Below are 13,383 nucleotides of genomic sequence, written 5' to 3'. Positions count from 1 at the left end.
TGCGGCGGCGGCCGTTCACCATTTTCGCAAGGCGGCGATGGCGCGGTGATCCATACCGTAGGCTCCCGCCGAAGGGTCGAGTACCGGGCTTTGGACCGGTCCCGGCCGGGTTCACGCGCGCCCGCGACACGGCGCGCGGCGCCCGGCCCGGCGGCCGCGTCCCGGACCGGCCGAGATCGGCTCGTCCGGCGCATTGCCGATCACGCACCGCAGGTGAATGATTGCAGTGCGCTTCCGATTCGATGTGGTGATGCGGTGACTGCGATGGAACGGCTCGGCGAACCGTTCGGCTTCGTCGGCGACCCGGCGGCGGGCCGGCGTGCGCGGCGGACCGTGCGCGAGCTGGCCGCGAAGGTCGTCGCGCGGGAGGAGCTGCTCGACGACGTCGAGCTGATGAGCGCCGAGGCGATCGCCAACGCCGTCCTGCACGGCAGCGGCACCATCACCGTCACCGTCGAGACCGACGGGCGCCGGCTGCGCGTCGAGGTGGCCGACGAGGGCCCCGTCCGGGACGACCTGCACGGCCGCCGCCGCCTCGACCACGGCCGCGGCCTCACCGTCATCGACGCCCTCGCCGACGAGTGGAGCCTCGACCAGACCCCCCACCGCACCCGCCTCTGGTTCCTAGTCTCCCAGGGGGACGACCCCCTGGAACCCCCGTCACGGCGGACGGACCGTTTCCCGCTCCGCTAGCCCTCCGCGCGAAACAGCCCGTCCGCCGGCGGGCATGCCCGCTGCGCTCGCAGGGCTCGCTCCGCGTGCCTGCCCGTGGCCGGCGGCCGAGCCGCGACCTCGATCAGGCGGGCGGGCTCAGGGAACGGCGGACGACCTTGCCGGTGGCGTTGCGGGGCAGGGCGTCGATGAAGTGGACGTCGCGGGGCACGGCGAAGCGGGCGAGGCGGTCGCGGACGTGCGCGCGGACGGCGTCGGCGTCGAGGGTCTCGCCGTCGCGGAGCACGACGTAGGCGGCGGCGCGCTGCCCGAACTCCGCGTCCGGGACGCCGGTGACCGCGACCTCGCGGACCTGCGGCAGCGCCGCGACGGCCTCCTCGATCGCGCCGGGGAAGACGTTCTCGCCGCCGGAGACGATCATGTCGTCGTCGCGGCCGTGCACGAACAGCCGGCCGGCGGCGTCGAGGTGGCCGAGGTCGCCGAGGCTCATCAGGCCGTCGCGCATCTCCTTGGTGCCGCCGCCGGTGTAGCCCGCGAACAGCAGCTCGTTGGCGGCGAAGATGCGCCCGGTGGCGCCCGGCGGGACGGGCCGGCCGTCGTCGGCGTAGATCGCGACGCGGGTGCCGGGCGGCGGCGTGCCGGCGGTGTCGGGGTGCGCGCGCAGGTCGGCGGGGGTGGCGATGGTGACCCAGGACGCCTCCGTCGACCCGTACAGGTTGTAGAGGACGTCGCCGAAGGCGTCCATGAACGCGGTGGCGAGGGCGGCGGGCAGCGCGGAGCCGCTGACGGCCGCGATCCGCAGCGCGGAGGTGTCGTACTTGGCGCGGACGGTGTCCGGCAGCTCCATGATCCGCTGGAGCATGACGGGGACGGCGACGAGCGCGGTCGCGCCGGTCGCCTCGGCGGTCCGCAGCGTCAGCTCCGGGTCGAACCGGGCGCGCAGCACGATCGTCGCGCGCAGCGACACCGCGATCTGCAGCATCGCGTATCCCCAGGTGTGGAAGAGCGGCGCCTCGATGAACATCCGGTCGTGCACCCGGTACGGGATGCGGGACAGGATCGACGCGAGGGGCTGCAGGCCGGGGCGGGAGCGGCGGTCGGCGCCCTTCGGGCGGCCCGTCGTGCCGGAGCTGAGCACGATCGTCCGGCCGGTGCGCGACGGCGGCCCGACCGGCCCGGCGGGCGCGGTGGCGATGAGCGTCTCCAGCTCCGCGTCCGGGGAGCCGGCGGTGACGGTCCGGACGGTCTTCGGCAGCGCGGACAGGAACCCGCCGAACTCGGCGTCGGCGATGACCAGGTCGGCCTGCTGCTGCCGGACGACCGCGGCGAGCTGCTCGGCGCTCATCCCGGTGTTCAGCATGACGAGGTCGGCTCCGGCCTTGCCGCAGGCGGCGAGCGTCTCGACCATGCCGCGGTGGTTGCGGCACAGCACCGCGACGCGGGGCGCCTCGCCGATCCGGGCGAACGCGGCGGCGAGCCGGTCGGTGCGGGCGTCGACCTGCCCGTACGTCAGCTCGCCGTGGTCGTCGACGATCGCGACCGCGCCCGGGTCGCGGGCGGCGGCGGACGCGACGGTCCCGCCGAGCAGGGTGCCCCAGCGGCGCAGCGCGCCGAGCTGCCGGGCGACCCGGAGCGGCGGCCCGGGGCGCCACAGCCCGCTGCGGACGAACATCCCGCCCGCCCGCGCGACCGACGCGGTGCGCCGCCCGAACTCCGATCGTCCGCTCATCTGCCGCTCCCGGTCGTCCGACGCCTGCTCCAGTGGGGCTTCGACCGTACGGACGGCGGGCGGCGCGGCTCTTGCGACTCAACGCAGGTGTTCGGGCGGGGGCTTGTCAGGCTCCTGACAACGCGCCGGTGCGGGCGCGGGCGTTGAGGATCATCTCCAGCTCCAGGCAGCGGCGCGGATCCTGCAGGTCGGCGCCGAACAGCTCCTCCAGGTGCCGCAGCCGGTACCGGACGGTCTGCGGGTGGACGTGCAGCCGGCCGCCCGCCTCGGTGGCGTTGAAGTTGCTCTCCAGCAGCGACAGCAGCGTCTCGGCGAGCCGGTCGGCCTGCGCGCGGCCGAGGCCGCGCAGCGGCGCGAGCCGGGAGTCGGCGGCGTGCGCGATGAGGTCCTCCGCCGTGAAGATCACCAGCAGCGGGACGTGGTCCAGGCAGCGGACGACCGCGCCGTCGTCGATGTGCCCGCGCCGGGTGACCGCGAGCCCGTGCCGCGCCCAGCGCATCGACTCGGCGGCCCGGGCGGGCGGCACCGTGGGGCCGACCGCCACGATCCAGTCGCGCAGCAGCGCCTCGGTGACCCGGCCGCGGCCCGGGCCGTCCGGGTCGGGCAGGACCAGCGCCGGCTCGGACGCGGCGAGGTCGGCGAGCACGTCCGGCGGCAGCGGGGGGAACGGGCCGTCCTCGCCGGGGTCGGCGCGCGGGTGCAGCGCGACGGCGGCGACGGTGCGCGGGACGCGCCAGCGGGCGCCGCGCGCCGCGTCCGCGATCTCCTCCGCGCCGGCGCCGGACAGCAGCAGGCCGAGCAGCCGGGCGCGGCGGCGCCGCAGCGCGTCCCGGCCGTCCGCCGCGCCGTCCGGCCGGGCGGCCTCCCAGCCGCGGACGGCCTCGGCGGCGGCGGCGTCCATGTAGGCGAACTGCGCGTCGGCGATCAGGCCGAGGGTCTCCCGGTCGACCTCCAGCGACTCGGCGAGCGCGGTCAGGGCGCGCCAGGCCGCGCGCGCGGTGCGGCGCAGCGCCCGGTGGGTCTCCTCGAGGTCGCGGCCCCGCGCCGCCATGTCCCGGCCGAGCGCGCGGTGCGCGGCGGCGACCCGGTCCCAGGCCGTTCCGGGATCGTCGACGAGGTCGAGGAAGTGCCCGAGGCCCGCGACGATCTCGGCCCGGATCTCCGCGGCGCCGCGTCCGTCGCCGGGCGGGACGCCGCCGGGGCCGCCCCGGCGCACGTCGGCGAGGACCTCGGCGGCGGCGCCGGCGACCAGCGGCCGCATCCGGCGGGCCAGCCGCCGGGGGATCTGCTCGAACGGACGGACGTCCAGCACGGCGTGTGTCATCGAACGGCTCCTCGGCTCGATGGAACCTTGTGATACTCCGAGTACCACAAGGATGGCGCACCGGCCCGCCCATTGGTTGTCAGGATCGTGCGCAAATGTGTGGGCCACTCCGCGCAATCCTGCTAACGAGCCCAAGAACTCCCTGGTCATAGCGACGGGCCGCCGCGTCGAACGCAGCGGCCCGTCGGCCCCCGATCTCAGCCGGACATCACCGGCTTGCTGAACTCCCCGTCTCACTGACGGCCGCCGCGGGCACCAGGGCCGGAGCCTCGGCGGGCGTGCCCGGCGCGGCGTCGGCCGGCAGGTCGAGGCTGTCGCGCAGCGTCACCGGCTTGAGGAACGCCGCCGCGACGATCCCGACCACCGCGATCAGCGCGGAGAACAGGAAGATGTGCCCGGTCGCGTCGCCGTAGGCGGCCCGGACGATCTCGCGGATCGGGCCGGGCAGCGCGCCGACGTCCAGGTTCCCGGTGTCGCCGCCACCCCCGGACGGGTTCACGCCGATGCGGGAGAGGCCGTCGGCGATGTTGCCCGACACCCGGTTGGCCAGGACGGCGCCGAGCACCGAGACCCCGATCGTCCCGCCGAGCGAGCGGAAGAACGTGACGGTGCCGCTGGCGGCGCCGATCTCGTTCAGGTGCACCGAGTTCTGCACGACCAGGACGAGGTTCTGCATCGCCATGCCGACCCCGGCGCCGACCAGGAGCATCCCGGCGCCGACGAAGACCAGCGAGGTGTTCTGGTCGATGGTGGCCAGCGCCGCGAACCCGGCGGTCAGCACGACCGCGCCGGTGACGATGTAGGACTTGACCTTGCCGGTCCGGCTGGTGAGCCGCCCGACGATCGTGGACGAGCCGAGCACGCCGACCATCATCGGGATCGTGAGCAGGCCGGCCTCGGTCGGGCTGTAGCCGCGGCCGATCTGGAAGTACTGGCCGAGGAAGACCGCGCCGCCGAACATCGCCATGCCGACCGCGAGGCTGGCCACGATCGCGAGGGCGGTGTTGCGGCGGGCGATGATGCCGAGCGGGATGATCGGCTCGGCGACCCGGGACTCGACCCACACTGCGGCGGCGAGGATCAGGACTCCGGCGCCGACCATCGCGCCGGTCTGCCAGGACAGCCAGGAGAACTTGTCGCCGACGAAGGTCACCCAGATGAGCAGCAGGCTGACGCCGCCGGCCAGCAGCGTCGCGCCCCAGTAGTCGATCTTCACGTCGTCGCGCCGGACGACGGGCAGCTTCAGCGTCTTCTGCAGCAGCGTGAACGACACGACGGAGAACGGCACGCCGATGAGGAAGCACCAGCGCCAGCCGAGCCAGGACGTGTCGACGATCAGGCCGCCGAGCAGCGGGCCGCCGACGGTGGCGACCGCCATGACCGCGCCGAGGTAGCCGTAGTAGCGGCCGCGGTCGCGCGGGCTGATCATCGCCGCCATGACGATCTGGACGAGGATCTGCAGCGCGCCGACGCCGAGGCCCTGGAGCGCGCGGAACGCGATGAGCTGCGCGCTGTTCTGCGCGAACCCGGACGCGATCGACGCGACGACGAAGATGACGATGGAGACCTGGAGCAGCCTCTTCTTGTCGTACAGGTCGGCGAGCTTGCCCCAGATCGGGGTGCTGGCCGTCGCGACCAGCAGGGTCGCGGTGACGACCCAGGTGTACTGCGACTGGGTGCCCTTGAGCGCGCCGATGATCTGCGGCAGCGCGGTGGACACGACGGTCTCGCTCAGCATCGCGACGAAGAGCACCAGCATCAGGCCGCTGAGCGCTTCGAGGATCGACCTGCGCGACATCTTCGCGGACGGCGCCGGCGGGGCCGGCTGGTCGGCGGACACGGTCAAGGGACGCCTCCGGTGAGAGTGGGAACGCCCTCTACAAGGCGTCAGCGGCCCACATTATTCCCACTGGGCAAGTTTTCGCATCGAGAAAAAATCTGCCCCGCTAGGGTGGAGGCACCATGGAGACCACGGCCGGCGGGCTGCGCGAGCGCAAGAAGGAGGCGACGCGCACGGCCCTGCACGAGGCCGCGATGCGCCTCGCCGTCGAGCACGGGCTGGACGCGGTCACGGTCGAGGCCATCGCCGACGCCGCCGGCGTGTCCCGCCGCACCTTCTCCAACTACTTCGACGGCAAGGAGGACGCGCTCCTCTACGGCGACGAGCAGCGCATGCGCGGCCTCCTCGACCGCTTCGCCGCCCGCCCGCCCGGCGAGACGTCCTGGGCCGCGCTGCGCGCCGCGTTCCACGACCTGTCCGGCGAGATCGGCGAGCCCGACCCGCGCTGGGCCGCGCAGACCCGGCTCGCCCGCGCCCACCCGTCCGTCCTGGCCCGCCAGCTCTCGCACTACGCCACGTCCGAGCGCGCCCTCGCCGACCTCGTCGCCGACCACGACGGGCTCCCGCCCCGCTCCACCCGCGCCGTCGTCATGGCGGGCGCCTTCATGACGGCCCTGCGCATCGGCGCCCTCACCTGGGCCGAAGGGGACCCGCCCCGCCCCATGGCCGAGGTGACCGACGAGGCCCTCACCGAGATGGCCGCCCGCTTCGTCTGACCCCGCCGCTAAGGTCGGGCGGATGCCGGCCAACACGCGCGCCACGCGCCCCAAGGAACCCGCCGCCCCCAAGCTCCCCGGCACCCTCGCGCCCGCGGACGCCGTCCTCGCCGACGACGGCGTGTACCTGTCCGCCGACTACGGGCCGCTCGACCTGTCCGCCCATGACGTGGAGGACGTCGAGTTCGACCGCTGCCGCTTCCGCGAGACCCGCCTGGCCGGCACCGCCATGCGGCGGGCCGAGTTCTCCGACGCCGAGTTCACCGGCTGCGACCTGGCGAACCTCCGCCTCACCGACGCGCGGCTCCTGCGCACGCTGGTCGACGGCAGCCGCCTCACCGGCACCGCGATGACCGGGTCGTCGCTGCGGGACGTCCTGTTCCGCGACTGCCGCGCCGACCTGTCGTCCTACCGCTTCAGCCGGTTCAAGAACGTGGTGTTCCGCGACTGCAACCTCACCGACGCCAACTTCCAGGAGGCCGACCTGTCCGGCGTCCGCTTCGAACGGTGCAGGCTGGCCGGCGCCCAGTTCAGCAACGCCACGATGAAGGGCACCCGGCTGTCCGACTGCGACCTCTACGGCGTCCGGGGCGTGCAGAGCTTCGCCGGCGCGATCGTCCCCGCCGCCGACGCCCAGGGCCTCCTGTTCGCCCTGGCCGCGGCGATGGACATCACGATCGAGGACTAGGACTTCAGCTGGGTGAAGCGGATGCTGTTGCCGAAGGGGTCGCGGAGCGCGGCGTCGATCCCGTACGGGCGCTCGGTGGGCTCCTCGGTGAACTCGACGCCCCGGTCCCGCAGCGTCTCGTAGGTCTTGCGGCAGTCGTCGGTACCGAAGATGAGGGACCCGCCCGTCGCGCCCTTGGTCAGCAGCTCGCGGACCTGCGCGGCCGTCTCCTCCGACAGCGACGGCGGTCCCGGCCGCTCCAGCAGGACCTGGCGGCCGGGCTCGCCGGGGACGCTGACGGTCAGCCAGCGCATGAAGCCCATGTCGACGTCGGCGTTGACCTCCAGGCCGAGCTTGCCGACGTAGAAGTCGAGGGCCTCGTCCTGGTCGAGGACGTAGATCTGGGAATGCGTGATCGCGTTGAACATGCGCCTCACGCTAGCGAGGTTCGGCCCGGAGAAACTTCTCCGAAACTGCTCAGCCGCTCGGCCTGGTCCACGCCATGGTGAAGCAGGTCGGCACGTTCGCCGCGACCGCCTCCCGGCGGTACTCCCGCGGCGACCGGCCGACGATGCCGCGGAACGTGCGGCTGAACGTGCCGAGGCTGCCGAAGCCGACCGCGAAGCAGATGTCGGTGACGCTGCGGTCGGTCTCCCGCAGCAGGAACATGGCCCGCTCGACGCGGCGGCGCTGCAGGTAGCGGTGCGGCGTCTCGCCGAACGCCGCCCGGAACGTCCGCGTGAAGTGCGCGGGCGACACGTGGGCGATCCGGGCCAGCGCCGGGACGTCCAGGGGCTGCGCGTAGGCGCGGTCCATCGCGTCCCGCGCCCGCAGCATCCGGCGGTTGCTCTGCTCCACTGCCCCGCTCACGTCCCCATCCCACCACGTCCGGCGGGCCGGGAAGCCGCTCAGCGCTCGGAGAGGGTGCGGGCGAGCAGGCCGGTGACGACGGCCAGGGCCAGCACCACGGCGGTCGTGACCATGGTCGCGTGGTCGTAGGCGGACGCCGCGGTCCCCGGGGTGCCGGGCGCGGCGCCGAGCGCGCCCGCGAACAAGCCGCCGATCAGCGCGACGCCCGCGGCGTTCGCGACCTGCGTGGCGGTCAGCAGGACGCCGCCGGCGGCACCGCCGTCCGCCGGGTCGACCCCCGCCAGGACCTTGCCGATCAGCGGCGCGGCGACCAGCCCCTCGCCGATCCCGGAGACCGCCAGCGCGGGCAGCAGCCAGCCGATCTGGGCGTGGCCCGGGACGGTCCCGACGATCAGCAGCATCGCGGCGAGGCTGACCGCCATCAGCGCCGCGCCGGGCACCAGCGCGGCGCGGCTGCGGCCGGTCAGGCTGGCGACCGCGAACCCGACGCCGAGCGGCGCGAAGATCAGCCCGCTCCGCAGCGGGCTCTGCCCGAGCCCCGCCTGAAGGTGGTAGGCGAGCAGGAGGAACAGGCCGGCATTGCCGGCGTAGAAGCCCAGGACCGTCGCCAGGCCCCGCACCATCCGCCGCTGCGCGAGCAGCCGCATCGGCACCAGCGGGTTCGCCTGCCGCCGCTCGAAGAAGCCAAAGGCGACGAGCAGCGCCGCGCCCGCCGGCGGGATCGGCAGGCTCCACACGGGCCAGCCGAGCGCGGCCGGGAGCAGCAGGCCGGCCAGGGCGAGCCCGAGGAGGCCCGCCCCGCCGAGGTCCAGGCGGGAGCGCGCGCCGCGCCCCTCCGGGACGGTCGCGCCCGCGACGAGCAGGGCCGCCAGCCCGATCGGGACGTTGACCAGGAACGCCGAGCGCCAGCCGAGCCCGAACGGGTCCCAGCCGAGCAGCGCGCCGCCGACGATCTGCCCGGAGATCGAGGCCAGCCCGATCGTCGCCCCGTACAGCCCGAGGGCGCTCGCCCGCGCGGAGCCGGTGAAGGACGCCTGGATGATCGACAGGACCTGCGGCAGCATCACCGCGGCGGCCAGCCCCTGCAGCACGCGGGCGCCGATCAGCAGCGGGGCGGACGGCGCCGCCGCGCACAGCACCGAGGTGACGAGGAACAGCAGCACCCCGGCCAGGAAGGCGCGCCGCCGCCCGTACAGGTCGCCGAGGCGCCCGCCGGTCACCAGGCCGACCGCGTACGCCAGCGTGTATCCGGCGGCGACGAACTGCGCCTCGCCGAACGAGGCGCCCAGCCCGTGCTGGATGGACGGGACGGCGACCGTCACGATGCTCGCGTCCAGCAGTCCCATGAACGTCGCGAGCAGTACCGATCCGAGGGCGATCCACTGCCGCGCGCCGGCCGTCCCGGCGGCGCGCGGGCTTGTCGTTGCGGTGACCATGGGGCCATTCGGCCATGCGCGGGGCGGCGGCGTCCAAGTCCTGGTTCTTCGCCTGTGAGAAGCCGGAGTTATCACCCGTTATCGTCGGCGGCATGGAGCTGCGACATCTGCGCTACTTCGTGGCGGTCGCCGAGGAGCTGCACTACGGCCGGGCCGCGCAGCGGCTGCACGTCGCCCAGCCGGGCCTGAGCCAGCAGATCAAGGCGTTCGAGCGCGAGCTCGGCGCGGAGCTGTTCGCCCGCAACCGGCGCGGCGTGGCGCTGACCGAGGCCGGGGCCGCGCTGCTACCCGCCGCCCAGGACGTCCTGGCCCGCGCGGACGCGGCCGTCGAGCTGGTGCGCCGGCATGGCCGCGGGGAGGCGGGGCGGCTCACCGTCAGCCTCACCCGCTCCGCGCCCGGCGGCCCCGTCACCGCGCTCGTCGACGGCTTCCGGGCCGCGCACCCCGCCGTCGAACTCCGGCTCACCAGCGGCTTCACCGCGCTGCACGAGCAGCGGCTGCGCGAGCGGGCCGTCGACGCGGCGATCGTCCGGCCGCCCATCGACCAGGGCGACGGCCTGGCCGTCCTGGAGATCGGTGCCGAGGCGATCGTCGCGGCGGTCCGCGGCGACGACCCGCTGGCCCGCAAGCGGCGCCTCCGCACCGCCGACGTGGCGGGCCGCCCGCTCGTCTGGTGGCCGCGCGAGCACGGCCCGGGGATGTGGGACCGGATGCTCGACCAGGTCTTCGGCGAAGGGGTCCGGCCGCCCGTCGCGCACTGGGAGCCCGAGGAGGAGCGGATGCTGCACGCCGTGGCGCAGGGGCACGGCATCACCTTCGTCACCGAGGGCAAGGCGGACACGCTGCACATCCCGGGCGTCGTCGTCAGGCGCTTCGCCGATCCCGTCCCGACCGTCCCGATCGCGCTGGCCTGGCACCGCGACAACCGCAGCCCCGCGCTGCGCCGGCTCGTCGCCCACGCCCGCGAGATGGTCGCGGAGAACCGGGACTGACCGGGGCCCGGTGTTCCCGGTGGGCGGGAGCGGCCGCCGCCCCGCCGGCGCCGCGCGGTTAGCGTTCGCTGATCCACTCGGGAAAGGGGCTCGGACATGGCGGAACGCTCCCTGGAGCAGCGGACGGCCGACCTGGAGCGGATCGAGGCGATCAAGGCCCTCAAGTACCGGTACTGGCGGGCGTGCGACGGCAAGGACCCGGCCGCGTTCCGGGACTGCTTCGTCAGGGGCCCCGCGTCGATCGACTACGGCTCGCTCGGCACGTTCGAGGACGCCGACGAGCTCGCGCGGGTGTTCGCCGAGATCGCGCTGAGCGAGGCCGGCGGCCGGTACGCGGTGCTCGACATGCACCACGGCTTCCATCCCGTCATCACCCTGATCGACGACGTCTCCGCGTCCGGTTCCTGGACGCTGCGCTTCCGGCAGCTGAACCGGGTCGACGGCACCGAACTGCTGATGACGGCCGAGTACGACGACGCGTACGTCCTGGAGGACGGGCGGTGGAAGATGGCGAAGTCGCACGTCCGGCCGCTGTGGACGATCCGTCGCCCGCTGCCCGAGGGCACCGAGGTGACCCAGCTCGGCTGGCCGTGATCAGGGCCGCGGGATGTTGCGGAGGTTGCTGCGGGCCAGGTCCAGCATCTTGCCGACGCCGCCGGTGAGGACGGTCTTGCCGGCGGCGAGCGCGAAGCCCTTGACCTGCGCCGGCGTGATGTGCGGCGGGATCGACAGGGCGTTGGGGTCGGTGACCACGTCCAGGAGGTAGGGGCCGGGCGCGTCGAGGGCGGCCGCCATCGCGTCCCGGACGTCGGCGGGCCGTTCCACACGGGCGGCCTCGATGCCGGCGGCCTGCGCGATGGCGGCGTAGTCGACGGCCTCGTGGTCGGTCTCGTAGGACGGCAGGCCGTCCACCATCATTTCCAGGCGGACCATGCCGAGTGACGCGTTGTTGAAGACGATTATCTTGACCGGGACGCGGTGCAGTTTCACGGTGAGGATTTCGCCGAGCAGCATGCCGAGGCCGCCGTCACCGGAAACGGAGATGACCTGGCGGCCGGGCGCGCCGTACTGGGCGCCGATCGCGTGCGGCAGGGCGTTGGCCATCGACCCGTGCACGAAGGAGCCCATCACGCGGCGGCGGCCGTTCGGTGTGATGTAGCGGGCGACCCAGACGTTGCACATGCCGGTGTCGACGGTGAATATCGCGTCGTCGGCGGCGAGGTCGTCCAGGACGTCCGCGACATATTCGGGATGGATCGGGGAGTGCTTCTCGATGTCGCGCGTGTAGGCGGAGACGACGTTCTCCAGCGAGCGCGCGTGCCGGTGCAGCATTTCGTCGAGATAGGAGTGGTCGCGTTTCTGCTCGACCTTGTCCATGACGAGGCGGAGGGTCTCACCGACGTCGCCGTGGACGGCGAGAGTGAGCGGCGTGCGGCGGCCCAGCTTGGCGGGGTCGTCGTCCACCTGGATGGTGTGCCGTCCCGGAAGGAAGGGGTCGTACGGGAAGTCGGTGCCGAGCAGGAGGACGAGATCGGCCTCCTGCATCGCCTCGTAGCAGGCGCCGTAGCCGAGAAGGCCGCTCATTCCGACGTCGAACGGGTTGTCGTACTGGATCCATTCCTTGCCGCGCAGGGCGTGCCCGATGGGCGACAGCAGCTTGTGCGCGAGCTGCATGACCTCGGCGTGCGCGTCCTGGACGCCGGAACCGCAGAACAGCATCGGCTTACGCGCCCGGTTGAGCGCGTGCGCCAGCTGGTCGACCTGGTCGGCGGGCGGTTTCACGATGCCCCTGTGGACGAGGAAGTCGTGCTCGCCGGTGGGGTTCTCGGCGTCCTTGCTGGCGATGTCGCCGGAAAGGGCGAGGACGGCGACGCCGCCGAGTCCGACGGCGTGCTGGATCGCGGTGCGCAGGATGCGCGGCATCTGCCCCGGCCCGTTGATCAGCTCGCAGTAGTGGCTGCATTCGGTGAAGAGCCGCTCGGGATGGGTCTCCTGGAAGTAGCCGCTGCCGATCTGGGTGCTCGGGATCTGCGAGGCCAGCGCCAGGACGGGCGCGCCGGACCGGTGCGCGTCGTAGAGGCCCTGGATCAGGTGCGTGTTGCCGGGCCCGCAACTGCCCGCGCAGACGGCGAGCCGCCCGGTGGTCTGCGCCTCGGCGGCGGCGGCGAACGCGCCCGCCTCCTCGTTGCGGACGTGCACCCACTCGATGTCGCCGCCGGTGCGCCGGACCGCGTCCACGACCGGGTTGAGGCTGTCGCCCACCACGCCGTAGATGCGCCGCACGCCCGCCTGGCGCAGCACCTGGATGAACTGGTCCGCGACCGTCGCCATGTCCCCTCCGAACTCCCCGCGTCGAGCAGGAGCCTGCCCATGATCGCCGCGGCGACACCTGCCCGGAGGGGCCGGGCGTGCCCCGGGCACCGGAAGGGAGAGATGATAAATCGTTGAACTACTTGGCTCCGGGACGCGGGATTAGGGTGGCGGGCATGGACGACGAGCACGAGGACCTGGACTTCTGGTCGTTCGTCGATCTCGCGGGCGGCCGGCTGGCGGACGAGTTCGGCTTCCCGCACCGGCTCGCGACCCGGCTGCTGCTGACGCTGAACCGGGCGTCGGCGATCGTCACCTACGACCTGGAGTCCACGGTGCACCGGCCGCACGGGCACTCCTGGGCCGGGTTCCGGCTGCTGTTCGTGACCTGGCTGGCCGGCCCGCTGGAGCCGGGCCGCGCCGCCACGCTCGCGGGGATGAGCCGGGCCGCCGTGTCGAACCTGGCGAAGACGCTGGTCGCGGACGGGATGATGGTGCGCACGCCGGGCGAGCGCGACGGCCGCTCGGTGATCCTGTCGCTGACCGAGGACGGCCGCCGGCGGATGCTGGAGATCTTTGCGGGCCAGCACGAGCGGGAACGCCAGTGGGCGGGCGTGCTCACCGAGACCGAGCAGCGGATGCTGATCATGCTGCTGGACAAGCTGATCGCGAACCGGCACCAGTTCGACGTCCGCGAGCGGAGCTAGCCCGGGGCCGGCCCGGCACCCGGGCCGGTTCCGGCCGGAGCGCGCCCGGGCGGACCGTGGGCCTTTTCAGCCCCCGCCGTGCGACGTAGTGTCGCAAGAAGTAGTACACGCCTTAATCAT

13 protein-coding genes are annotated in these 13,383 nt (G+C 73.6%); 6 read left to right on the top strand and 7 right to left on the bottom strand.

Annotated elements, in window-relative coordinates:
- The first annotated feature begins 264 nt into the window (after nucleotides 1-264).
- Nucleotides 265-693: an ATP-binding protein gene (locus ACA514_RS32125; RefSeq protein ID WP_375045058.1), complete on the top strand. Its 429-nt coding sequence runs from the start codon at nucleotides 265-267 to the stop codon at nucleotides 691-693.
- Nucleotides 694-796: 103 nt separating this feature from the next.
- Here the strand turns inward: ACA514_RS32125 and ACA514_RS32120 are convergent, their stop codons facing one another.
- The 3 genes from ACA514_RS32120 to ACA514_RS32110 form a co-directional block, all read right to left on the bottom strand.
- Nucleotides 797-2,401, bottom strand: coding sequence for an AMP-binding protein (locus tag ACA514_RS32120; protein ID WP_375045021.1), 1,605 nt, complete (start codon nucleotides 2,399-2,401; stop codon nucleotides 797-799).
- Nucleotides 2,402-2,507: 106 nt separating this feature from the next.
- On the bottom strand, nucleotides 2,508-3,725 hold the full coding sequence (locus tag ACA514_RS32115) for a PucR family transcriptional regulator (RefSeq protein ID WP_375045020.1): 1,218 nt from the start codon (nucleotides 3,723-3,725) through the stop codon (nucleotides 2,508-2,510).
- Nucleotides 3,726-3,933: 208 nt separating this feature from the next.
- Nucleotides 3,934-5,523, bottom strand: a complete 1,590-nt coding sequence (locus tag ACA514_RS32110) for an MDR family MFS transporter (RefSeq protein WP_375045057.1) — start codon at nucleotides 5,521-5,523, stop codon at nucleotides 3,934-3,936.
- A 164-nt stretch (nucleotides 5,524-5,687) separates the two neighbouring features.
- Between ACA514_RS32110 and ACA514_RS32105 the strand changes: the two genes are divergently transcribed.
- Together ACA514_RS32105 and ACA514_RS32100 are read left to right on the top strand one after the other, a co-directional pair.
- Entirely contained in the window at nucleotides 5,688-6,281 is a 594-nt protein-coding gene (locus tag ACA514_RS32105) for a TetR/AcrR family transcriptional regulator (protein WP_375045019.1), read from the top strand.
- 22 nt (nucleotides 6,282-6,303) lie between these two features.
- A complete protein-coding gene (locus ACA514_RS32100) occupies nucleotides 6,304-6,969 on the top strand; it encodes a pentapeptide repeat-containing protein (RefSeq protein WP_375045018.1) in 666 nt (221 codons plus the stop codon).
- On the opposite strand, the gene ACA514_RS32095 is transcribed toward ACA514_RS32100, so the two are convergent.
- From ACA514_RS32095 to ACA514_RS32085, 3 genes are all read right to left on the bottom strand, one after another.
- Nucleotides 6,966-7,376, bottom strand: a complete 411-nt coding sequence (locus tag ACA514_RS32095; protein ID WP_375045017.1) for a VOC family protein — start codon at nucleotides 7,374-7,376, stop codon at nucleotides 6,966-6,968. The two genes, ACA514_RS32100 and ACA514_RS32095, sit on opposite strands and share 4 nt — an antisense overlap.
- A 49-nt stretch (nucleotides 7,377-7,425) precedes the next feature.
- On the bottom strand, nucleotides 7,426-7,785 hold the full coding sequence (locus ACA514_RS32090; protein ID WP_375045056.1) for a helix-turn-helix domain-containing protein: 360 nt from the start codon (nucleotides 7,783-7,785) through the stop codon (nucleotides 7,426-7,428).
- 71 nt (nucleotides 7,786-7,856) lie between these two features.
- Nucleotides 7,857-9,254, bottom strand: coding sequence for an MFS transporter (locus ACA514_RS32085; protein WP_375045016.1), 1,398 nt, complete (start codon nucleotides 9,252-9,254; stop codon nucleotides 7,857-7,859).
- 92 nt (nucleotides 9,255-9,346) lie between these two features.
- On the opposite strand from ACA514_RS32085, the gene ACA514_RS32080 reads away from it, so the two are divergent.
- Together ACA514_RS32080 and ACA514_RS32075 are read left to right on the top strand one after the other, a co-directional pair.
- Complete coding sequence (locus tag ACA514_RS32080) at nucleotides 9,347-10,246, top strand: LysR family transcriptional regulator (protein ID WP_375045015.1); 900 nt, start codon at nucleotides 9,347-9,349, stop codon at nucleotides 10,244-10,246.
- 96 nt (nucleotides 10,247-10,342) lie between these two features.
- Nucleotides 10,343-10,840 carry a nuclear transport factor 2 family protein gene (locus ACA514_RS32075; RefSeq protein WP_375045014.1) on the top strand — a complete coding sequence of 166 codons (498 nt, stop codon included), beginning with the start codon at nucleotides 10,343-10,345 and terminating at the stop codon, nucleotides 10,838-10,840.
- Here the strand turns inward: ACA514_RS32075 and ACA514_RS32070 are convergent, their stop codons facing one another.
- Entirely contained in the window at nucleotides 10,841-12,577 is a 1,737-nt protein-coding gene (locus ACA514_RS32070) for a pyruvate dehydrogenase (RefSeq protein ID WP_375045013.1), read from the bottom strand. It lies immediately after the preceding gene.
- Between the two features lie 155 nt (nucleotides 12,578-12,732).
- Here ACA514_RS32070 and ACA514_RS32065 point away from each other — a divergent pair, with 155 nt between their 5' ends.
- Nucleotides 12,733-13,263, top strand: a complete 531-nt coding sequence (locus ACA514_RS32065) for a MarR family winged helix-turn-helix transcriptional regulator (protein ID WP_375045012.1) — start codon at nucleotides 12,733-12,735, stop codon at nucleotides 13,261-13,263.
- The last annotated feature ends 120 nt before the right edge of the window (nucleotides 13,264-13,383 follow it).

This window comes from Actinomadura sp. NTSP31, from assembly GCF_041951385.1.
GTDB classification, from domain to species: domain Bacteria; phylum Actinomycetota; class Actinomycetes; order Streptosporangiales; family Streptosporangiaceae; genus Spirillospora; species Spirillospora napierensis.
The sequence above is the reverse complement of the archived record's forward strand: the minus strand, read 5'-3'. Positions and strand labels throughout refer to the sequence as shown.